The 21,752-nt window shown below is 60.7% G+C and carries 22 protein-coding genes; 13 read left to right on the top strand and 9 right to left on the bottom strand.

What is annotated here, in order from left to right; translation table 11 throughout:
- Nucleotides 1–14 precede the first annotated feature (14 nt).
- On the bottom strand, nucleotides 15–1,535 hold the full coding sequence (locus tag ACKLNI_RS06735) for a GumC family protein (protein WP_413718284.1): 1,521 nt from the start codon (nucleotides 1,533–1,535) through the stop codon (nucleotides 15–17).
- Nucleotides 1,532–2,386 carry an ExeA family protein gene (locus tag ACKLNI_RS06730; RefSeq protein ID WP_413718283.1) on the bottom strand — a complete coding sequence of 285 codons (855 nt, stop codon included), beginning with the start codon at nucleotides 2,384–2,386 and terminating at the stop codon, nucleotides 1,532–1,534. Before ACKLNI_RS06730 ends, ACKLNI_RS06735 begins: the two co-directional genes overlap by 4 nt.
- Before the next feature lie 516 nt (nucleotides 2,387–2,902).
- Here ACKLNI_RS06730 and ACKLNI_RS06725 point away from each other — a divergent pair.
- The 6 genes from ACKLNI_RS06725 (at nucleotide 2,903) to ACKLNI_RS06700 (ending at nucleotide 10,079) form a co-directional block, all read left to right on the top strand.
- A complete protein-coding gene (locus ACKLNI_RS06725) occupies nucleotides 2,903–3,586 on the top strand; it encodes a sugar transferase (RefSeq protein ID WP_413718282.1) in 684 nt (227 codons plus the stop codon).
- A gap of 98 nt (nucleotides 3,587–3,684) precedes the next feature.
- Nucleotides 3,685–6,108 carry a tetratricopeptide repeat protein gene (locus tag ACKLNI_RS06720; RefSeq protein WP_413718281.1) on the top strand — a complete coding sequence of 808 codons (2,424 nt, stop codon included), beginning with the start codon at nucleotides 3,685–3,687 and terminating at the stop codon, nucleotides 6,106–6,108.
- Nucleotides 6,109–6,229: 121 nt separating this feature from the next.
- Nucleotides 6,230–6,877, top strand: coding sequence for a polysaccharide biosynthesis/export family protein (locus tag ACKLNI_RS06715; RefSeq protein WP_413718280.1), 648 nt, complete (start codon nucleotides 6,230–6,232; stop codon nucleotides 6,875–6,877).
- A 208-nt stretch (nucleotides 6,878–7,085) separates the two neighbouring features.
- Entirely contained in the window at nucleotides 7,086–8,228 is a 1,143-nt protein-coding gene (locus tag ACKLNI_RS06710) for a hypothetical protein (protein WP_413718279.1), read from the top strand.
- Between the two features lie 4 nt (nucleotides 8,229–8,232).
- Nucleotides 8,233–8,904, top strand: a complete 672-nt coding sequence (locus tag ACKLNI_RS06705) for a rhomboid family intramembrane serine protease (protein WP_413718278.1) — start codon at nucleotides 8,233–8,235, stop codon at nucleotides 8,902–8,904.
- A 161-nt stretch (nucleotides 8,905–9,065) separates the two neighbouring features.
- Entirely contained in the window at nucleotides 9,066–10,079 is a 1,014-nt protein-coding gene (locus ACKLNI_RS06700; protein WP_413718309.1) for a threonine dehydratase, read from the top strand.
- Between the two features lie 29 nt (nucleotides 10,080–10,108).
- Here ACKLNI_RS06700 and ACKLNI_RS06695 read toward each other — a convergent pair whose 3' ends face one another.
- On the bottom strand, nucleotides 10,109–10,300 hold the full coding sequence (locus ACKLNI_RS06695; protein ID WP_413718277.1) for a hypothetical protein: 192 nt from the start codon (nucleotides 10,298–10,300) through the stop codon (nucleotides 10,109–10,111).
- A 187-nt stretch (nucleotides 10,301–10,487) separates the two neighbouring features.
- Nucleotides 10,488–11,126, bottom strand: a complete 639-nt coding sequence (locus ACKLNI_RS06690) for a 50S ribosomal protein L25/general stress protein Ctc (RefSeq protein ID WP_413718276.1) — start codon at nucleotides 11,124–11,126, stop codon at nucleotides 10,488–10,490.
- A gap of 351 nt (nucleotides 11,127–11,477) precedes the next feature.
- Here ACKLNI_RS06690 and ACKLNI_RS06685 point away from each other — a divergent pair, with 351 nt between their 5' ends.
- Together ACKLNI_RS06685 and ACKLNI_RS06680 are read left to right on the top strand one after the other, a co-directional pair.
- Complete coding sequence (locus tag ACKLNI_RS06685) at nucleotides 11,478–11,753, top strand: hypothetical protein (protein ID WP_413718275.1); 276 nt, start codon at nucleotides 11,478–11,480, stop codon at nucleotides 11,751–11,753.
- A 59-nt stretch (nucleotides 11,754–11,812) separates the two neighbouring features.
- Entirely contained in the window at nucleotides 11,813–12,517 is a 705-nt protein-coding gene (locus ACKLNI_RS06680) for a hypothetical protein (RefSeq protein WP_413718274.1), read from the top strand.
- A 17-nt stretch (nucleotides 12,518–12,534) separates the two neighbouring features.
- Here ACKLNI_RS06680 and ACKLNI_RS06675 read toward each other — a convergent pair whose 3' ends face one another.
- Both ACKLNI_RS06675 and ACKLNI_RS06670 read right to left on the bottom strand, forming a co-directional pair.
- On the bottom strand, nucleotides 12,535–13,110 hold the full coding sequence (locus ACKLNI_RS06675) for a hypothetical protein (RefSeq protein WP_413718273.1): 576 nt from the start codon (nucleotides 13,108–13,110) through the stop codon (nucleotides 12,535–12,537).
- Nucleotides 13,111–13,259: 149 nt separating this feature from the next.
- A complete protein-coding gene (locus ACKLNI_RS06670; protein ID WP_413718272.1) occupies nucleotides 13,260–14,423 on the bottom strand; it encodes an alpha-hydroxy acid oxidase in 1,164 nt (387 codons plus the stop codon).
- A gap of 155 nt (nucleotides 14,424–14,578) precedes the next feature.
- On the opposite strand from ACKLNI_RS06670, the gene ACKLNI_RS06665 reads away from it, so the two are divergent.
- Nucleotides 14,579–15,112 carry an RNA polymerase sigma factor gene (locus ACKLNI_RS06665; RefSeq protein WP_413718308.1) on the top strand — a complete coding sequence of 178 codons (534 nt, stop codon included), beginning with the start codon at nucleotides 14,579–14,581 and terminating at the stop codon, nucleotides 15,110–15,112.
- Entirely contained in the window at nucleotides 15,105–17,183 is a 2,079-nt protein-coding gene (locus ACKLNI_RS06660; RefSeq protein WP_413718271.1) for a vWA domain-containing protein, read from the top strand. Before ACKLNI_RS06665 ends, ACKLNI_RS06660 begins: the two co-directional genes overlap by 8 nt.
- Before the next feature lie 216 nt (nucleotides 17,184–17,399).
- Here ACKLNI_RS06660 and ACKLNI_RS06655 read toward each other — a convergent pair whose 3' ends face one another.
- Nucleotides 17,400–18,236, bottom strand: a complete 837-nt coding sequence (locus tag ACKLNI_RS06655; RefSeq protein ID WP_413718307.1) for an EamA family transporter — start codon at nucleotides 18,234–18,236, stop codon at nucleotides 17,400–17,402.
- A gap of 81 nt (nucleotides 18,237–18,317) precedes the next feature.
- Here ACKLNI_RS06655 and ACKLNI_RS06650 point away from each other — a divergent pair, with 81 nt between their 5' ends.
- The 3 genes from ACKLNI_RS06650 (at nucleotide 18,318) to ACKLNI_RS06640 (ending at nucleotide 20,548) form a co-directional block, all read left to right on the top strand.
- A complete protein-coding gene (locus ACKLNI_RS06650; RefSeq protein ID WP_413718270.1) occupies nucleotides 18,318–19,247 on the top strand; it encodes an AEC family transporter in 930 nt (309 codons plus the stop codon).
- A gap of 11 nt (nucleotides 19,248–19,258) precedes the next feature.
- Nucleotides 19,259–20,086: an S-formylglutathione hydrolase gene (fghA, locus tag ACKLNI_RS06645; protein ID WP_413718269.1), complete on the top strand. Its 828-nt coding sequence runs from the start codon at nucleotides 19,259–19,261 to the stop codon at nucleotides 20,084–20,086.
- A 78-nt stretch (nucleotides 20,087–20,164) separates the two neighbouring features.
- Nucleotides 20,165–20,548, top strand: a complete 384-nt coding sequence (locus ACKLNI_RS06640) for a hypothetical protein (RefSeq protein WP_413718268.1) — start codon at nucleotides 20,165–20,167, stop codon at nucleotides 20,546–20,548.
- Between the two features lie 154 nt (nucleotides 20,549–20,702).
- On the opposite strand, the gene ACKLNI_RS06635 is transcribed toward ACKLNI_RS06640, so the two are convergent.
- Entirely contained in the window at nucleotides 20,703–21,326 is a 624-nt protein-coding gene (locus tag ACKLNI_RS06635; protein ID WP_413718267.1) for a sulfotransferase family protein, read from the bottom strand.
- Between the two features lie 59 nt (nucleotides 21,327–21,385).
- Complete coding sequence (locus ACKLNI_RS06630; protein ID WP_413718266.1) at nucleotides 21,386–21,745, bottom strand: hypothetical protein; 360 nt, start codon at nucleotides 21,743–21,745, stop codon at nucleotides 21,386–21,388.
- Nucleotides 21,746–21,752: the final 7 nt, after the last annotated feature.

Genomic DNA, 21,752 nt, shown 5'->3' with positions numbered 1-21,752 from the left:
TCCGGTCTTCCTGTTCAGAGCCCCAAAAGTCCCAGCGCCTTGTCCGCCAGAAGGTCGAGCGGCAAGTAGAATGTATGCAGAGCCCAAAGCGCCAGCGGAACAGCGACGGCGATGGCACTCAGAAGCGCGAAGCCAATGATCCGCTTCCGACCGGACTGCGCTTCGGTTTCGATGAAGGGAATTGTTGCCAGCGGTTGAATTCCCAACGCCCGTGTCAGATCCACAGGGCGCCGAATTGTACGGTTGAGCAACTCCGCAAACACGAAGAAGAGAGTGGCAAGCGCAATTCCGGCGAAGACACCGCCTCCGGCCACAAGCTTCCGGTTGGGACCGCTGGGCACATTCGGCACGATTGCCCGCTCAATGACGGAAACGCGCTCGCCGCGCCCCTGAACTTCGATGCTTTCGCCCACTTTTGCGGTTGCGAGCGAAGACACCGCCTGATTGTACTGGTTCTGGACGTTGTCGTAGTCGCGCGTCAGCGCTTCAAGGCGGATCGAATTTTCAGGTGTCTTCTCGATCGCCAGCTGCAACTCGGCAAGCTCGGCCTCGGTTGAGGCGACACTCGATGTCAGAAACGCGATGCTTCCCTCGATATCGGCAATCTGCAGATCAAGCATGGTCTGCATCGGGTCGACACTGCTGGTTCCGTTTCCGGTGGAATCCATGGTGGCCTGCAGCTGGCTGATTTGAGACCGAACCATCTTCACCCTCGGATTGGCTTCCGAATAGACTGACAGCAAGCCGTTCAAATCGTTCTGCAATTCGGCAAGTCGCTGCTGGTCGGGTGACAGTGTTACCGCCGGCACGCCCGACGCCGTTCCGACTGCAAGTAGCCGGTTGCGTTGTTCGTTCTGGGAGGCAAGGTCTCGCTGATAAAGGCTCAACCTCTCCAGCAATTGGCTCTGACGATTTAGCCGGTACTCCTGCTCTTCGGGAAGCGCGTCCTTGTTCGCCTCCTTGAACGACACGATTTCGGCGCTTTTTCGGGTCAGTTCCTCACTGAGACGCGCGACCTCACCTTCGAAGAACTCGGCAGTTTCCCCGGCCTCGGTCTGGCGGATCGACGCGCTCTCACTTTCGACAAGCGTGACAAGTTCGTTCACGATGTTCGCTGCGATCCGGGCATCACCGTCTTCGAACGAGATCGTCATGATCGTCGCACGTTGCCGGTCGCCCGCCATAACGCTGATATCAACCCTGTCTTCCATCGCCTCGAAGATTTCATCGGGCTGCATTTCGCCGCTATCTTGGAAAACGCCGTACTTGTTGGCGATGTCGATCATGTTGGCCCGCGTCATCAAGCGTTGCTCGATGATCTGCAATTGCTTGTCCGCGGAAGTCTGTACGGTCGTGACCGCCATCTCACTCGAGATCTGCGGGTTTTCAACCAGCAACCGCGCGTCCGCGCGGTAACTTGGCGGAAGCGTCACGGCCAAGAAAATACCGATCGCACAAAAGGCGATGACTACCGAAATCATGATCGGCAGGCGCCTCTTGAGAAGCGCAAGGTAGAAGTTGATGTCAGAGTTCATTCCGCAGCCTCTCCGGTAATCGTTACAGCCGGCAGGAAGATGCCGTCATCCAGCACTTCCTCGACAATCGCGGCATCTACAACGCGACGCTCTTCCGTGGCCGCATAGACCATGGAAAAATCGCAAAGCTTGTTCACAAGTCGTGGAATTCCGTGGGAGTGCTTGTGCACGAGATCGATGGCTTCCGCCGTGAACTCGGAGCCCGTACCGCCCACATGCGTCAACCGATGCTGGATGTATCCCGCCACAGCAGCACGATCCAGCGTCGCGATATGGTATGTGGCCGTCACGCGTTGCGCGAATTGGCGCAACTCGGGGCGCATGATCATCTGCCGCAGCTCCGGCTGACCGACAAGGATGAGTTGAAGCAACTCGTCCTTGTTCGAGTTGATGTTGGTCAGCATCCGCAGTTCTTCAAGACCCTCGATGGAGAGGTTCTGGGCTTCGTCGATCAACAGGATCACCCGCCGGCCGGACGCATATTCCTCGATCACGAAATCCTGCAACTGCTGGAACAGGGTGACATAGGCGGCCGAAAGGTCGGTTTCGACGCCAAGTGAGTTCAACACCCACTGAAGCAACTCGCCCCGTCCGCCCTGCGCATTGGATATAAGGCCCAAAGTCACATCGTCGTCGAGGGTCTGCAGAAGCTTCTGGACCAGCGTCGTTTTGCCGACGCCAACCTCGCCAGTGACGATAGTGATGGGTGCGCGCGTCATGACGCCATATTCCAGCACGGAAAAGGCCCTGCGGTGCGCCCGTGACCAGAAGAGAAAATCCGGATCGGGGAGCAGCGTGAACGGCCGCTCGGAGAACCCGAAATATTCCATATACAGATCAGTACTCGTCATTGTCTCACTACTACCCCACGGAGAATGTTTATACGCCGCGCCTGGGTCTGAGTCTCCAGACAACTTACGAAAGGCCACATCATGTCCCGGATGCGGCATTTCTGCAATTCATATGGGTACAATATCACGAATCGCAAACCTAGATCCGATTCCTGCGCTTCAGGATAGTCTCAGAGCTGGAAACAGTGTCGAAGATTTCCGGAGACCGTTGCGTCAAAGTCTCTCTAAGCCGATTCTGCCGGGCATGACGACGCCGGACGCCAAAATGGCAAAAATGTGGCCCAAAAGTGCCCAAATCACCTTTCAAATCAGGGGTTTTGGGAGCCAAAACGGCAAGAACAACTGCACTCTCGATGTGAAATTTTGGTGAAGGCACACCTCTTTATTTGATTTCGCATAGGCAAATGATAACTGTTGGAGGCTGCCTCGATTGGCACGTTTTGCTGCTGCAAAAATGACCGGACGGTGGTGTAACTGTGTATTTTTTGGGGGCCGATTTTCTTTCGGCGAGAGTTTATGACGGTACATTCAACGAGTATCCGCCGCTCGGCTGAGGCGACTGCTGTTACAGCAGGACGTTCGGCAGCGCGCTTCGGTTTTTACAGAAATTTCGCAAAACGCCCCATCGATGTTCTGGCGGTGCTGCTCGCAGCGCCGATCGTTCTCCCTTTCATGGCGGTCTTGGCACTATTCATATCTATGGACGGGAATGCCCCATTCTTCCGGCAGGAACGGGTCGGAAAGGACGGACGCAGGTTTGTCATGTGGAAGTTCCGGACGATGGTTCCCGATGCCGAACAGATGCTGGACCTGCATCTTAAGAGCGACAAACAGGCACGCCTGGAATGGGTCTCCAAGCAGAAGCTCAGCTGCGACCCACGCGTAACGCGGATCGGCAAACTTCTGCGCCGCACCTCACTCGATGAACTGCCGCAGATACTGAACGTTCTTCGTGGCGACATGTCACTCATAGGCCCGCGCCCGATGATGCCGAACCAACAAGCACTGTATCCGGGCCACGCCTACTATCGCCTGCGCCCTGGCATGACCGGAAGCTGGCAGGTTTCCGAGCGCCATATGAGCGACTTCTCAGAACGCGCGATGTACGACGATGCGTACGATAGCGATCTGTCGCTCGCGATCGATGCCGGCATCCTCTGGAAGACAATTTCAGTCGTATTCCGGGGAACCGGCGTCTGAGGCAGTTTGCCCACGCGCAATGAATTCCTGCCTGCACCGGACTGGCTGGCGCGCTGAAGTGTGATACCTTTTGCGCGGCATTCCAGCAGGAGTAGTTTATGTTCCGCCAAAACCTCGTCAGAGCCGCAGTACTTTCCCTTGCAGTCGGAATTCTTGCCGCATGCGATTCAGCCGAAGAGCGTGCAGCAAAGCATCTCGAAAATGCAACGGACCTGCTTGAGGCCGGCGATGTGCAGCGTGCTTTCGTCGAGTTCCGGAACGTTTTCGCACTTGATGCCGGAAACATCGACGCCAGGATTGCCTATGCAGAGGCGAACAGAGATCTCGGGAATCTCCAGGAAAGCTATGCCAGTTACCTCCGCGTGGTCGAAGCCAATCCAGATCATGTCGAGGCACGGCTCGCTCTGACCCGGTTGGCCCTCCAAACCCAAAGTTGGGACGAGGCGGAGCGCCACGGAACCGCTCTTTTCGAAGCGAATGTTGAACTGCCCGGAGTGGACACAGCGAAACTTGCTCTGGAATTCCGCAAGGCGGCCTTGGCAAAAGACGACACCCGAATTCGCGAGCTGACCCGCGAGGCCCGGGAGCTTCTCAAGACATTCCCAGACGACCTCATTCTGCAACGTATCATAATTGACGGTCTGGCCCGCGAGGGAGACTTCGTTGCCGCGCTGGAGATAGTCGATATTTCCATCGTTCAAAATCCGGAAGACCGGAGCATGTATATCGCCAAGGCTCGACTTCTGAGCGCAATGGGCGACCAGGATGGAGTGGAGCAGCACCTGAGGGAAACCGTCCGCCGGTTCCCCGATGACAATGAAAGCAAGGTGGCTCTGATACGTCAGCTTGCCGGGCGCGGACGTCTCGATGCGGCAGAACAGTTTCTCCGAGAGGATCTGGCGGCCGCAGTTCAGCCTGAAGCCGCCCATGTCACACTGATTACATTTCTGCGGCAGGTCCGCGGGAACGAGGCTGCGCTCGCGGAGATCGCGACCGCAATCGAAACCTACGAAGACAACCGACTCTTCCAGGCCCTCCGCGCCGGCATCACTTTCGACAAGGGCGACCGCGACACCGCAATTCTGGAAATGCAAAAGGTGCTTGAAGGCGCAGAACCAAGCGACGAAACGAATCGCTTCAAGGTCACGCTCGCAAAGATGCTGGACACTACTGGGAACCAAGTCGGTGCCAGACAACTGATTGAAGACGTTCTGGAAACGGACCCAAGCCAGGTCGATGCGCTGAAATCCATGGCCCGGTGGCAGATCGACGCGGACCAGCCGGAACTGGCGCTTCAGTCGCTCCGCACCGCCCTGGACCGTGAACCGGAAGACTCCGAAGCCTTGATGCTGATGTCCGAAGCGCATCAGAGAAATGGCAGCCAGGAACTGGCGCAGGACCTTTTGGCGCAAGCCGCGGAAGCCTCCGACAACGCGCCCCGGGAAAGCCTCGCGCTGGCGACGAGCCTGTTCCTGCAGGAGCGCTACAGACCCGCCGAGGACGTCCTCGTGCGCGCACTGCGCCGGTCTCCCGGAAATATCGACCTGTTGTCCCTGCTGGGTCAGGTCCACCTCGAAGCCGAAGACTGGGCGCGCGCGGAACAGGTCGAGGCAGCATTACGCCGTATCGACAGCGAACAAGCCGGAACACGCGCCGAAGAACTCCAGTACCAGATCTTTGGTCGCCGGGAGGGCCGTGAACGCGCCATCGCTTACCTCGAGGAACTCGTTGCCGGCGATGACACCGGGTCCGCGACTGCGGCGGTCGCGCTGATCCGTGCGCGCCTTGACGAAGGCCAGCGTGAGGAGGCTCTGACCCTGGCCCAGGAACTTGTCGAGAAATTCCCGGACAATACACGGGCCAAGCTGGTTCTCGGTGGCACGCACATCGCTCTAAAGAACTATGACGAAGCCGAGACGATCATCCGCGCGACGATGCAAGAAACCAACGAACCGGCCGCAGCACTTCAGCTTGTCCGCGTCCTTGCGGCACAGGCGCGTGTCGACGAAGCCCAGGAAACTCTCGAAGTCGCGCTGCAAACATCGCCAGAGGACATCAACCTGCTTTGGGTAAAGGCGTCCTTCCTGGAACGAGCGAAAGACATCGATGGCGCAATCGAGATCTACGAACAGATCTACGCCCGCGACAAGCGCTCACCTGTCATCGCGAACAACCTCGCCAGCCTCCTGGCCACATATCGTTCCGATGACGAAAGCCTGCAGCGGGCCAATGCGGTCGCTCGCCGCCTTCGCGGCACGCAGACGCCGCCGTTCCAGGACACATACGGATGGATCATGTATCGACTGGGCCGCTTCGATGAGGCCTTGGGATATCTCGAACCGGCGGCAGAAGGTCTGCCCAACGACCCAATCGTGCAGTTCCACCTCGGCAAGGTCTACGAGGCTCTGGGACGTAGGGAAGAGATGGCCGAAGCCTTCCAGCGTGCGGTCGAAGTTGCGTCCGAAGATGACGACCGGCCGCAGCTGGTCGAGGCTCGGGAATACCTTGAGGGAAATCCGTGAGATCAAAATGACCAATCAAGTACGGAATTGTTGCACTTGAGGCGCAAAGCAGGGAGTTAAAGTTGTGAAATATCAAGAAAAGGCTTCTAAAGGCCCTCTTGATGGGCAATAGTGCCGACGAATGTTTGGTACTCACTTTGGGGGAAGTGGTGTTATGAAAGTGGGAAAAATGAAAACGTATCTGCTTGCGCTCGTCGCGACCATGTTTGCCGTTAGTGCTTCTGCTCAATCCGGTTATCTAATTCGGCCGGGCGATACGCTGACCGTCGAGGTTCTCGAGGACTCGTCCTTGAACCGTTCGGTGCTGGTTCTTCCTGATGGAACGATCTCGTTTCCATTCGCGGGTTCCGTAGCCGCAGCAGGACGCACGGCAAGCCAGGTAGATGCGGCTATCACGTCTGGAATTGCTGGCAATTTTGCATCCGAGCCGAACGTCTTCGTGACGGTTGCGTCTTTGACGCAGGCAACGGCATCATCGTCTTCCGGCGGATCAATCAGCGTGTACATGATGGGCGAAATCGCCGCGCCGGGCCAAAAGAGCCTGCGCCGTGGAACGACGCTCTTGCAGGCTTTGGCCGAGACCGGCGGGTTTACCGCCTTCGCGGCTCAAAAGCGTATCGTCCTTCGCCGGACGGACGCGCGCACGGGTCAGCAGTCCGTGTCGACAATTAACTATAAAGCAATCGCGGACGGGGCAGCGGTTGGAGGTGACATCGTTCTTCGTAGCGGTGACGTAATCATCGTGCCCGAGCGCCGCCTCTTCGAGTAGAGTACGGATGACATATTTGCGGACGGGTCTTTCTCTAACAGCAACCCTTGCGCTTTCGGTATCATACCTCCCTCCTGCGTTCGCGCAGGAGGGTCCAGGTTTTTCCGGAACACTCTCCCTGTCGCAAGGGATCGAGCTCAAGGATGACCGCCAATCGGGCGATACGTCCGTAACGTCGCGCACAGGGCTTTCTTTCGGCGCCCGCAGCGTGACCCGTTCGGAAACGCTGACTTTCGGACTTGGAAGCGAAATCGTCGGAGAATTCGGCGGTAGCAGCGACGACGAGTTTGACCTGGAGAATACGGAGGTGCGCTTGAATTACGCCCGCCGTGGCGCCACGTCTGCTATGAATTTCTTGGCCCGATATAACGAATACAACCTTGACGACACTGTGGTCACATCCGGGCCGATCTTCGGTATCGGGACGGGAACGCTGGTCATCGACGACGGCACTGCGGCATTCACTCGTATCGACGTTGGCCTTGAGACAGGTATCGATCAGCCCTTCGGCTTTGAAGTCCTGGCAGGATATTTCAACGAAGACTACACCGATACGGTTGATCCGGACCTGATCGACAACGACGGGTTCTATATCGACACGACCGCACTCTTCAGAATCGATCCGGCGCGCACGATCCGCGTCCTCTCCGGTTTCTCTCGGGAAACCGAAACGTCAATCGACAGAGACAACGTCTATGTCGGCGCAGGCCTTGCAGCCCAGACCACGGGAGGTCTCAGCTTTACGGGAGACCTTTTACTGGACCGCGCGAAGGTCGGAACGGTCACGAACACTGGGATCGGACTTGAACTTTCCGTCAAGCAAGATCGGCCAAATGGAGCGTACGAGCTTGAACTGTCCAGCCGTATCGATGACAGCGGCAGGCGGACCGAAGCAAGCGTAAGCCGTAGCGTCACTTTGCCAGCCGGAAGCCTCGCCTTCTCGCTTGGGATCGTCGACCAGGAAGGTGACACCGCATTGCGGCCACAAGCCAGCGTGGCTTATGAGCGCGAGACGCGCTCTGGTGCGCTTACAGCAAGACTTTCGCAGACACCTTCGGTGGACAGGTCGGAGTATTACAACAACACGGACATATCCGTCGGGTATCGCGACCAGATCAACGATATTTCAGGCTGGAGCGCCGTTCTAAGCTATTCGGCGGTCAACCAATTGGGCGGAGCGGATGACGACGACCGGGCGACTGCGACAATTTCCTATACCCGGACACTTGCAAAGGATTGGGAAATGAGCACCGGCTTGTCGCATGTCCGCGAGTCCACCGACGGCTTTACAACAGAGACGTCCAATACCGTCTTCTTCAACATCCAGCGCGATATTACCTTCGGCTTCTGAAGCGATGACCGCTGACTCCGGCGGCGCACCCACCGAGTCCCCTGTCATGAACGGCTGGGGGCTTGTTGCCCTGACCGGACTCTGCACGGCGATCGAGATCATTCTGCAACTGGGAGACCTCGGTGCCTTCGGAATCCCCCGCTTCCGGCAGTTGATATATGAATACGGCGGCTTCTGGCCGGGGCTTCTGAAGGATTGGAAACCGAACTACGCCCTTCAACCGGCGACCATGTTCCTGACCTATGGCTTCCTTCACGCGGGACTGGTGCACCTTGTGGTCAACATGATTGCGCTTTTCTCTCTCGGTCGCCCAGTTCTTGAACGCATCGGCACCCCACGCGCCTTGCTCCTCTACGTTGGTGCCCTTCTGGGGGGTGCCATCGGATTTGCGCTCATTTCCGACAGTTACCGCCCGATGGTCGGCGCTTCCGGCGCACTGTTCGGGCTGGCCGGCGCGCTTCTGGCCTGGGATCTCCGCGACCGCGTCGTGCTTCAGGAACAGGTGTGGCCCGTGGCCCGCGGCGCCCTCCTGCTGGCGGCGATGAACGTGGCTCTCTACTATGCGACGGGCGGCCTCCTGGCGTGGGAGGCGCATCTGGGCGGCTTCGTCGCCGGTACGCTTCTTGCCCTTGTGATCAATCGCCGCGCCACCCCGGACGACAGGCATGATGACTGAACCCAAAGGATATTCGTCCCGTGTCTAGGAACCGGAAAGATCATGCAATATGATCTGGTCTTGACCCTCGGCGAAGAACGGATGCTCACGACGACAAAGGACGGGCAATTTAGGCACAGCGACCCGTCGAACGCCTGGCGGCGTCCGACAGACCGGGGGCTCTGCCCCCGGACCCCCGAAGTATTTGGACCAAGAGGAAGAAGCAGATTTTCAGCAGAGACGAACTCATCGCGGCCGCAGAACTTGTGCATTCGCGGATGCCAGCCACGGCGCAATATGCCTGGCCCCTGCTGGAAGCGCGTCTTGGATGCAAGGTCTGGGTCAAGCACGAAAACCACACGCCGACCGGATCGTTCAAGGTGCGGGGCGCGCTGACCTTCATCGACTGGCTGAAACGAACTCAGCCGGATTGCCCCGGCATCATCACTGCCACACGTGGCAATCACGGCCAGGGTCAGGCGATGGCGGCGACACAGGCGGGCCTGCGTGCAGTGATCTGCGCGCCGCACGGCAACTCCATCGAGAAGAACGCCGCAATGCGGGCATTCGGCGCCGAACTGGTCGAGGTTGGCACGGATTTCGAAGCCGCGCGCGACGAAGCGCTTCGTATCGCCGCCGAGGAGGGCCTGACCTTTGTGCCTTCCTTTCATCACGAACTGGTGCGCGGTGTGGCGACATATGCCTATGAACTGCTGTTGGCCCAGCCGCAGATCGATACGCTCTACGTGCCCATCGGCCTTGGCTCGGGGATTTGCGGATGCATCGCCGCCCGCGATGCGCTTGGGCTTCGAACCAAGATCGTCGGTGTCGTCAGCGAACACGCTCCCGCCGCCAAGCTATCCGCCGAAGCTGGCCGGATCATCGCCACCGACAGTGCGCGGACCTTCGCCGACGGAGTCGCGGTGCGCGAACCGGCGCAGGCGGCTCTCGACATCTATGGACCCGGCGCCGAAAGGATCGTCACCGTCACCGAGGAGGCCGTCGCCGAGGCGATCCGGGTTTATTACCGTGACACCCACAACCTTGCCGAAGGCGCCGGGGCGGCTGCGCTTGCCGCGCTGATGCTGGAAGCGGGCGCCATGCGCGGTCGCGAAGTTGCGGTCATTCTCTGCGGTGGCAACATCGACACCGGCTGGTTCCTGACTGTGATGCAGGGCGGTGTGCCGAAGCTGTGAAACACGCGAGCGCTGCGTCGCGCGTGATGTCAGCCGGCTTGGGACACCTGGCCTTCAGAGGGCCTGAGACTCCAGATATCTCCGTCCGCCTCCCAGACCGCGTCTCCGGTCTGCGCATGGACGGTGATCATGTCCGCCCCGGTCGTCACGATATCGGGCGGCAAGAGATTGAGAAACAGGACAAGAGCTTCGACAGTCAGACACATTGGAACCTCGTTCATTGGGGTCCCTCCCTGAGGACAAGACTAGACTAAAGCCTTCGGCTTTCGGAGTGGTGAACAAACCTGACGGCCTTCGATGGCCGCAAGATGACCGGAATTCAGCCAATGCGCCAACCATTGGGGCAAAAGAAAAAACGCGGCACCGTCAGTGCCGCGTTTTCTTGTCTCGTCAGGGACGAAAGCCGGATTATTCGGCGTCGTCCTCGGTCTCTGGCTCGGCCGTGTCAGCCTCTTCCTCGTCTGCCTGGCTGGCCAGACCCGACGGGGCCTGGATGTTCGCGATGACGAAGTCGCGGTCGATGGTCGGCTTCGCGCCAGCCGGAAGGTCGACCATCGAGATGGTCAGCGTGTCGCCGATATTCAGGCCAGCCACGTTTGCGACGATCTTCTCAGGAATATCGCCTGCGGTGACTTTCAGCTCGACTTCCGGCCGCACCATGGTCAGAACACCACCCCTGCGGATACCGGGGCAGTTTTCCTGTCCCTGGATCTCGACCGGGATGTAGAGCGCGATCTTCGACGTGCGCTTCAGGCGCATCAGGTCGAGGTGCGCCGGCAGGTCCTTGACCACGTCGCGCTGCACATTGCGGCAGATGACGCGCACGTCGTCGTGACCGTCAACCTTGAGGTTGAACAGCGTCGCAAGGAACCGGCCCTGCTTCAGTTGTTTGAACAGTACGTTGTAGGGAACGTTGATCGGGAGCGGATCGGTTCCGCCGCCGTAAACGATGCCAGGTACGAGCCCGTCTCTACGAGCTTGACGAGCGGCCCCCTTGCCTGTCCCCGTCCGTACCGTGGCGTGAAGATCAGGGATCTCACCAGCCATGGTCAATTCTCCAATTTTTCAAGTTTCAGGCGGCCTCCAAGGGTGTCCGCCCATGAAGTGCGGCGTATAGCGGGGGAAACGGGGGTTGAAAAGGGAAAAAACGAGACCCCGGATATCGCTCAGATTGAGAGCGCGGTTTTGTCGCTTCCGGAAAGCAACTCTTTCAAATTTCGAAACAATTAACCCTCGGCGGCCGTGGTTTCGCCCGACTGCCCAACAATGCCCTCGGTGCATTTTGCACAAAAGAACTGACTAAAAGAATGGATTTGAGCAAGTATGACATGCTCCGAAAGAGACAAGCGCCCAACCATCCGACACCTGTTCAGCAGCAGCCTTTGGGCGGCGACGATCATGCTGGCTGGGGGCATTGCGACACCAGCCCATGCCGTCATCGTGGACGTGATCGGGAATAGGGGTCTCTTCTTTGTGACCCAAGACTATTGCGAGGTCGAGTTTCGTGTCGGCGTGCGACGCGACCCGGCTGCGGAGCCAGATTCCTTCGAGCCGACAGGCGAAAACCTTGTCATTGTCCTAAAGGACTCCAGCGGAGCGGAGACCTGGAGCCGGAATCATTTCACGGATTCGACCGAGTTCACCTCGGGCCATTTCGCCTATGGCGAGATATAGGACGACCGCACAGCGCCGGGAGCGAGATCAACCACACCGGTTGGCCGGTTGGACCGTATATGGTTTCGCGCCTTCGGGATCAGCTTTACTTCGAAAGCCGACTGCTCTTCGGCCAATCGCAAAACTCCATAGACGGCGCCGAGTATGACAGTAACCGTGCCCTGTTCCAGGCCACTCTGGCGGGCCGAACTGAACTCGGGAACTCGGTGATCTGGCCGACCTTGTCCTACACCATCGCTCAGGACGATGCGGATGCATACATCGACGCAGGCAGCAATCCCGTTGCGGCAGCAACCACAACCGTGCGGCGCGCCGAGTTGGGTATTTCCTTCGAACGCCCGCTCGCCCTCTCTGGACTTGGCGCAACACTCGAAGGCGATGCCTTTCTTGTCGGCGTGGATGACAGTACGCAAGCCAATACAGATGCACGCGCACGCATAAGTCTTGGCGTGCGAATGCTCACCTCGGGGGGCCTCGATACGTCAGTGCGCGTTGGATACGAAGGAGCGAGTTCGGAATCGAACCATGAGAGTTTCTCGGTCGGGTTCCAAACCGAACTGAAGTTCTGGATCGAAGGTTTCGAGGAAATGACGGCGCCGGCGCCAACCCATCGCCGGCCCTTTTCGTTTCCATCCATTGAGACGACGCACCAGCCAGGCCTGGAAGCCGCCCACGTTACACCCCGGCACCCATCGGCCGCCGGAAATTCGGGACTTGTCCTTGGATTATCCCGGGCTGCTGGCAGAGACGTAAGGGGCTCCTGAAGAGGTCGGTTACCGCCCTATTCGAAAAACGCGTAGTTCGCGTCTATCGCTCCGTAGGCACAGTTCGCATCAAGGAGTGCCGCGTGGATAGTCTCGGCGCTTTCGCCGGACAAAGCGCCAATGTCCAGAAAGGTCGCATCGACGCTCTCCAGAACCGGGGCCTTTGGATCGGTCAGGTCCCATGTCACGAAACCGCAGACGAGGTTCCGGTTTCCGTCCCATGTTCCCATGAAATCGACGGACCCAAGAAACCGGTCCACCGGGTACCAGCTGATGCGGTAGCCTGTCAGATGATCAACGGGGCCGCGCGAGACCAGGATGTCGGCCTTGGCATCTTCGGCACGAACACTGGCCGGCTTGGTAAGAACGGGGCGCGCGATGACGGGCCGGCCGCCGCGAGGCCGTCCGCTGGCCTCGACGGCATCGAAAAGCCGGGCCGTCGCCTGGACGATTGCTGCTGTTTCCGCCGGGAACTCCGCCGCCTCGGTCAGGCTGGCGGGCATCTGAGCCTGTGCAGGCATGGAGAGAGCGGCCGACAGAATGGCTGCGGCCGCAAGGATTTTTCCATACCGATGATCAAGAGCACTGGTCATGGGGCGAAATCTACGTCCCCCGCTTGATTGCGGCAAGAACGTGGCAGGAAACAGGCCGTTTTTGGGTCGGCGCCGCGACATCTTTACATCAAAAAGAAACAATAACCACTAAGGCCGGTTATTGTTGACGCTTCAAGGCGCGGAACGACTCAGCCCCACTCCCCGGAAAAACCCTTGGGGACCAGAAGGATATCGCGATCCACGTCCTTTATGTTGCGCCTTCCGCAGAAGGCCATCGACAGATCCAGTTCCCTGTGGATCACCTCGAGCGCCTTGGTGACACCCTGTTCGCCCATCGCCCCCAGACCATAGAGCCACGCGCGTCCGCTCATCGTTCCCTTTGCACCCAGGGCGACGGCCTTCAATACGTCCTGACCAGTACGAATGCCGGAGTCCATCCAGACCTCGGTCTTGTCGCCCACCGCCTTCACGATGGGCTCGAGGGCACGGATCGACGACAAGGCGCCATCCAGCTGCCGGCCGCCGTGGTTCGACACGATGATCGCGTCGGCGCCAAGTTCGGCCGCCTTCACCGCGTCATCGACCTCCATGATCCCTTTCAGGATCACCTTGCCGCCCCACATGTCCATGAGTTCCTTGATCCGCTCCCAGTTCAGCGAGGGATCGAAGGCCTCGGCTGTCCACGACGACAGCGACGACGGGTCCGAAACGCCTTGTGCATGGCCCACGATATTGCCAAAGAACCGCCGCTTCGTCTGCAGCATCTCCAGCCCCCACGGAACCTTGGTCATCATGTTGGCGATCGAGGCCGGCGTCAGCTTCGGCGGGGCGGACAGTCCGTTCTTCAGGTCCTTGTGACGCTGGCCCAACACCTGCAGATCGACGGTGATCACGATGGCCGAGCAATTCGCGGCATGGGCGCGATCCATCAGCCGCCGCATGAAATCGTCGTCCTTCAGGGTATAGACCTGGAACCAGAAGGGCTTGCTCGTGTGCGCGGCGACGTCCTCGATGGAACAGATCGACATGGTCGACAGACAGAAGGGCACCCCGAACTTCTCGGCCGCCCGCGCCGCCTTGATCTCTCCATCCGCGTTCTGCATGCCCGTCAATCCGACAGGAGCCAGGGCCAGCGGCATCGCAACCTCCTGGCCCACCATCTCGGTCGCGGTGGAACGGTTCGCCATGTCGACCGCGATACGCTGGCGCAGGCGGATCTCCTGAAAATCGTTGGTATTGTCCCGGAAGGTCTGCTCGGTCCAGGAGCCGGTCTCGGCATAGTCGTAGAACATCTTCGGGACGCGCCTCTTGTAGAGGCGTTTCAGGTCGGCGATTTCCGTGATGACGGGCATGGCATCAGTCCCTTCCGTGGTCAGCCGCTGTTACCAATTCCATCGAAAACCGGCAATGCGGCAATCCTTCCTTGACGATGCGAAAGTCTGCGAAAAAAATCGGCGGTTCCTCCAAGGATTGACCTTTCCCGCGCGTCATACCCATCGTGATGCGCATGATCGTGACCGATGAAGCTTTGGCAGAAGCCGCGGCCAATGGCGACAGCGAGGCATTCACCAGCCTCGTCGCCCGCCATTACGACCGCGTGTTCCGCTTGTGCTTCCGCCTGACGGGCGCGCGCGCCGAAGCCGAGGACCTGACCCAGGACATCTGCGCGGCTCTGCCCGCGAAGATCGCGGCGTTCCGTGGGGATGCACGATTCACGACCTGGCTCTACCGGGTTGTGGTCAACGCATCGAACGATCGTCGCCGCCGTGCTGCTACCCGGGCGCGCGCCGCTGACGGCTGGGGAGAGGTTGAAACCGCCCGGCGCGCCGAAGCCGCAGAGGCCGCCGAAGCGATGGACTGGCTGACCACTGCGATGCGCGCCCTGCCCGACGAGTTGCGCGACACCGTGGCGCTTGTGCTCGACGAGGTCACACATGCCGAGGCGGCGGACGTCCTTGGCGTCAGCGAGGGAACGATCAGCTGGCGTATGTCCGAGGTAAAGAAGCGCCTGCGCGCGCTGAAGGAGGCCGAGAATGGCTGACGAGTTCGACGATCTGAAAGCGGCCTTCGACGCCGCGACGCCCGCGCCGGACAATGCCCGCAGGCGCGAAAACATTGCGCTTGCTGAAAAAAATTTCGCCGTGCTCCAAGGATCACGCCCGGCCCCGCGTCAGATCGTTCAGAAAAGCCGGATGTCCCGGCTTCTGGACGGAGTGAAAGCGATGATGCACGCGATGACGACGAAAGGCGGCCTGGTGGCCACGACGGCACTGATTGCGGTGGGCGCGATCCTGGTGACGCCCGAGGGGCGAAGCCTTCTGATGCCCCCTGCCCCCGATACGGTTCTGGTCGACAGGGTTTCCGAAGAGCGTGCCGCGCCTGTAGGCAACGCCACGATGACCGAAAGCGCACCGGACGCCGATGCGCTCCGTCAGGACCTTGCCATGCCCGCGCCGCGCGCCGCCGAGGCACCGCCCGCCGACGATCGCGCCGAACGCGGTCTGGCCAAACTCGCCGAGCCAAATCCCGCGCCTGAACCCAGCACTCTTGTGCAGGCTGACGAGCCCGTGACGGAAGGAGAAGCCGCCTCGGAGTCCTTCGCGGACCAGGGCGTCGCCGCAGCCGTGGGAGCCATCCTCACGGAAAGGTCACGCCCAACTGTAATGCACGCGCCGCGGCCGCCCGAGTCGGTCTTGCTCCAGCCCGAAAGCGACACCGAAGCCTATGCCAACGCCCCTGAAAACACCTTGAAGGTCACGACGGAGGACCCGGTCTCGACCTTCTCCATCGATGTCGACACCGCGTCCTATTCCGTGATCCGGCAATCGCTGATGTCGGGCCGCCTGCCACCGCGCGACGCCGTGCGCGTGGAAGAGATGGTGAACTATTTCCCCTATGCCTACCCCGCGCCAGACGGTGAACACCCGTTCCAGCCCACGATCACCGTCATGGACACGCCCTGGAACGCAGGCACGAACCTCGTCCATATCGGCATCCAGGGAACGCTGCCTGCCATCGGCGACCGCCCGCCCCTCAACCTCGTTTTCCTGATCGATACATCCGGGTCGATGCAGGACCCGAACAAACTGCCGCTCCTCAAGCAGTCCTTCCGCCTGATGCTGTCGGAGCTCCGCCCCGAGGACGAAGTCTCCATCGTCACCTACGCGGGCAGCGCCGGGCAGGTGCTTGAGCCCACCCGCGCCGCCGAACGCTCCACCATTCTCGCCGCGCTTGACCGGCTGGAAGCCGGCGGTTCGACCGCCGGACAGGCGGGCCTGCAACAGGCCTATGCGGTGGCCGAGGGCATGGCCGCTGATGGCGAGGTGACCCGCGTGATCCTTGCCACGGACGGCGATTTCAACGTCGGGCTCTCGGACCCCGACGCACTGAAGGACTTCATCGCGGGCAAGCGCGAAACGGGCACCTACCTCTCCGTCCTCGGTTTCGGTCGCGGCAACCTCGACGACGCGACGATGCAGGCGCTGGCTCAGAACGGCAATGGCACCGCGGCCTATATCGACACCCTGTCGGAGGCTCGGAAAGTCCTGGTCGACCAGCTGACCGGAGCGCTTTTCCCGATCGCGAACGACGTGAAAATCCAGGTGGAATTCAATCCCGCCGAGATCGCGGAGTACCGCCTGATCGGCTATGAGACCCGCGCCCTCGCCCGCGAGGATTTCAACAACGACCGCATCGACGCCGGCGATATCGGCGCGGGCCACACCGTCACGGCAATCTACGAGGTCACGCCGGTCGGTTCCGACGCCATCCGGAACGGTCCGCTGCGCTACGCCCAGGCCCGCGACGACCGGCCTGCTCCAACGGGCGAACTCGGTTACTTCAAGCTTCGCTACAAGGAACCGGGACAAACCACCTCGGTTCTGATCGAGACGCCTATCCGCAGCGAGCGGGGCACCGCCGGCGAGGACGTGAGATTCTCGGTCGCCATGGCCGGTTTCGGGCAGCTTCTGCGCAGCGGCGACTACCTGGGCAGCTGGACCTGGCCCGAGGCGATCGCGCTCGCGAACGGCGCCAAGGGCGAGGATACCTTTGGCTACCGCGCCGAGGCCGTGACCCTGATGCGACTGGCCGAAACGCTGTCCCGCAATTGAATTCGGCCGGATCGGACGGGGGCTCCGCCCCCGCACCCCCGCCGTATTTGACCCAGGAAGAAGACGCGGGAGGCGCCCCGAACCCTCGGGACGCCTCCGAAGAAGGTTGCCCTTCTCCCTGGGCGGTCATCGGGACGGCTCCCTGTACCGCGCGAGCAATTTGACTCAAATTTTCTTTCTTCCTGGTTAAAATACGGCCGCCGGAGGCGGAAATCCTCAAAGCCGGGTCAGGACCACCCCTGCGAGGATCAGGGCCGCCGCTCCCGCCTTCCCCCGGTCCATGCGCTCTCCGAAGGCCAGCCAGCCGATCAGCACAGCGAACAGGATCGATGTCTCTCGCAACGCCGTCACCAGCGCGATCGGCGCCTGGGTCATCGCCCAGACCGCTATCGCATAGGCCGCGAAGGAAAACAGCGCCGCAGCGCTGCCCAGCATCCAGACACGGGCCGAGGCCTTCGCCACGCCTCTGCCCCTCAGCGCCACGATAGCCGGGGTGAACAGAAGGGCGTCCAGCAGGAACAGCCAGCCCACATACATCGCCGCGTTGCCCGCGATGCGCGCGCCGATCCCGTCGACCAGCGAATACCCTGCGGTCATCGCGGCCGAAGCCAGCGCCAGTGGGACCAGCCGGACGCTTTCGCCGGACGTGAAGACCCCCCGGCTCATCAGCAGGATGCCAAGCCCCAGAATCAGGATCGCGCCGATGTCCTGCCCGCGCAGCCCCTCGTCGAGAGCGAAGGTGCTGACCACCAGCACGATCAGCGGCGCCGCGCCCCGCGCGATGGGATAGACCCGGCTGAGATCTCCGTGCTCATAGGCGAAGGCGAGGAAGATCTTGTAGCCCGCGTGAAAGAGACCCGAAGCCACAAGCCAGGGCCAGACAGAGGCCGCCGGGACGGCAAATTGCGTTGTCATCGCGGCACCGAGCGCGCCTTGCACCAGTGTCATCACCAGCATCGTGGTCACCTTCGAGGCACCAATGCGGATAAGCGCGTTCCAGGACGCGTGCAGGGCGGCGGCCCCGAGAACGGCAAAGAAGACAGCGGCGCTCATTGCCACCGCGTACTGCCGGAAATGGCGACAGGCAAGCGCCGTGTCTTTTCCATGCGCCGCCTGCATGATAGGCGGACCACCATGTGGGATATCTTCCTCAAGACTCTTCCGTTCTTCGCCGTGATCGGGCTGGGCTATATCTCCGGCCGGACCCGGTTTTTTACCGAAGAAGCGACCGCCTACCTGACGAAGTTCGTCTTCTATTTCGCGCTGTCCGCCATGATCTTCCGCTTCGCGGCATCGCTGGAACTGGAGCAGCTTCTCGACTGGACCTTCATCAAGGCCTACCTGGCCGCCACGGCGTCGGTCTACGTCATCGCCACCGTGGTCTCATTGCTGCGCGGCGTCAGCGTGGCCGAAGCCGCGGTCGAAGCGCAATGCTCGGTCATTGGGAACATCGGGTTTCTCGGCATTCCGATGCTGGCGCTCTTGATGGGACCCGAAGCCGTCGCGCCGATCATCATCATGCTCTCGGTGGACCTGATCGTCTTTTCCAGCCTGATCGTGATCCTGATCACGGGATCGCGTGGCGGGGGTCTCTCGCTGGGGATCCTGCGAACCGTCGTGATGGGGCTGGTGAAGAACCCGATGATCGTCTCGGTGGTGCTGGGGATCGTCTGGTCGTCATGGAACCTGCCGATGCCGGCACCGGCCGAGGAATTCCTGACGCTGCTCGGAGCCGCGGCCACACCGGGCGCGCTGTTCGCGATCGGCGCGTCGCTGGCCTCGAAATCGGCCGAGCGCATGTCGGTCGCCGTGACCATCAGTGCGTTCAAGCTCTTCATCCACCCTGCCGCCGTCGCCCTGACGGCGCTGGTGATCTGGCCGGTCGATCCCTTTGCGGCCAAGGTCATGGTGGCTGCCGCCGCTCTGCCGGTGGCGGGCAACGTCTATATCCTCGCCCAGCACTACAATGTCGCGCCCCAGCGGGTCTCGGCGGCGATCCTTGTCTCGACCGCCGTGTCGGTCGTGACGGTTGCCGCCACCATCGCCTGGCTGGAAACACTTTGAGGGAGAAACGCATGGACACGGTTTCGGACAACAAGTGCTTCAGCGGTCGGCAAGGGGTCTACACGCACCGAAGTGCCGCGACGGGCACCGACATGACCTTCGGGCTCTTCCTGCCCGCCGAGGCCGAGGACGGCCCCGTGCCGGTTCTTTGGTACCTCTCGGGCCTCACCTGCACGCACGAGAACGCGATGGTGAAGGCCGGAGCGCAAGTCTGGGCTGCCGAGCACGGCATCGCGCTGGTGTTTCCCGATACCTCGCCCCGGGGCGAGGGCGTGGCGAACGACGAAGCGTATGACCTTGGCCAGGGGGCCGGGTTCTACATCGACGCGACCGAGACGCCATGGGCGCCGCATTTCCGGATGGAAAGCTACATTCTCCGCGACCTTCCGGACCTGTTATTCGCGAAATTCGCGCTCGATCCTGACCGCCAGTCTATCACCGGGCATTCCATGGGCGGTCATGGCGCACTGACGCTGGCGGCAAAGTCGCCGGGCCGCTTCCGCTCCGTTTCGGCCTTCGCACCGATCTGCCATCCGACGGCAAGCGACTGGGGCCGGAAACAGTTCGAAGCCTATCTCGGATCGGTCGAGGCAGGCGCGGCGCATGACGCCACCCGCCTCCTCCGCGACGGGCAGCTGGACGCACCGCTTCTGATCGACACCGGCACCGACGACCAGTTCGGCGATCTGCTCAAGACCGAGGCCCTTGCCGAAGCGGTTGCCACGCGGCGCATGGAGGCCACCATCCGCCTGCAGAAGGGCTATGATCACAGCTATTTCTTCGTCTCGACCTTCATGGAAGACCACGTGGCCTTCCACGCGGAACAGCTCTGGCGGTAAGCGCAGGTCAACTTGGGGCTCTGCGGGGACTGAGCCAAGAGCCAGAAAAGGTCCGCGCCAGAGACCACATGGCGGCGCATGGGAGAGATCATCATTTCGTTTGAAAGCCTTTTGTTCGGTGGAATTTTTTCAGCGCTGCCCGCAGTGCTCCTGGCATCGCGCTTCCTTTGGCGAAGGCCGCGATGGTGGGTGATCATCCTCTTGATCGTCGTGGTCGGATGGGCGGCTTACTTCCTCTCCGTCGTCACCCACTTCGAACAGTTGCAGGAACTTGTCAGGACCACGGAGAATCCCAGCGAAGACCTCTTGGACGAGGCCTATTCTGATGGTGGACCCCTCTTTTTTGCAGCCTTGTTCGGCTGGTTGATCGCTTTGGCCTATGCCCTGCCATGGTTTGTCATCTTCCTGGCGGCGACGTGGCTGCGAAGCTTGATCCGAAGGCTCCATCCGGGTGAAGGCTGAAGCAAAAGGCTACGACCACAGGCATTTCTTTGTCTCAAGCTTCGTGGAGGACCACATCGCGTTTCACACGGAGCAACTCTGGCGGCAAGAAATTCGCCTGATGTCGTGAGGAAACGTCCGGCCAAGAACCAATGCATGCCCCCGCGGAGAGACTCTAGCTCTCTGCATCCCGCTTGCCCGTCAACGTCCTGTCCCGGTCGTGAAAGCCCCCGGCTTCGTTTGTCCTGGGAAATGCGCGATCCGGCTCCGGACAGCCCAGGAAGCGGCAGAGCGGCCTCCATCCGCTTCCCAGTTCATGGACAAGCAAGCGGTCCGCCCCGATCGTGGACGTGATCGCATCGGTGTTGTCGAGATAGGCCTGGATAACAGCGGCCCTGTCCTCGACACCACCTGGAAAGACCCTCTTGGCCAAGGCGTCCGCCATTTTGTTGTCTTCCGGCTTGCGCATCAGATCGAGGATCGTGCGGTCCATGCTGTCGTACCATTGATCGGCAGGACGGACCGTCAGCAGCACCTTGGCATCAGGGAAAAGTGCCGCAAGCTCTCGCCAGTAAAGGGCAAACGGCCAATCGACGGTGGAACGGTAGCCTTCGAGCAATGCGGGCAAGTCCGGTTCCGCACGACCCTGCAAAATCGCGAGCCATCGATCGTACCGGTCCTTGTCGCTCAGCACTTCGTACATGTGATGGCACGGGCCGAATCCAAGAAGTTCAAGAGCCTCCTTCATGGATTCCGTGCCTGTGCGTCCGAAACCTACTCCGATGACATCCAAAGCCATAGCTCTCACGCCTCAATCAACGGCGCCGCCAGGAGAGCGGCGCCATTCGGTTCAACTTATCACGACGAACAGAATCCGCAGGTCATTTCGGTTCCGAACATCAGCCGGGTGGCGGTGTCGATGCGTCCCATGGCGTCGTCGGTCCAGTCAACGGGCAGTGCCGCAAGCGAAAGGGCCTTTGGACTGATGACGTTGAACAGCGTCTCGAGATAGGCATCTCCGGGCGCGTCGAGAACCGCGATGTTCGCTCCTTCGAACTCGAAGGCGTCCACGACCTTGATCTTCAGCGTTTCCAGCACGCGCGCATGGGCTTCCGTGATCGGTTCGGAGAGCGCAACGATGAATTGATCCGCGAAGGCTGGGCTACCCAGTGCAACACAGGCTGCTGCGGCGGCGATCGTTTTCGAAATTTTCCTCATGGCGATG

This window comes from Silicimonas lutimaris (assembly GCF_047314965.1).
Classification (GTDB): Bacteria; Pseudomonadota; Alphaproteobacteria; order Rhodobacterales; family Rhodobacteraceae; genus JAVJUV01.
The sequence above is the reverse complement of the archived record's forward strand: the minus strand, read 5'-3'. Positions and strand labels throughout refer to the sequence as shown.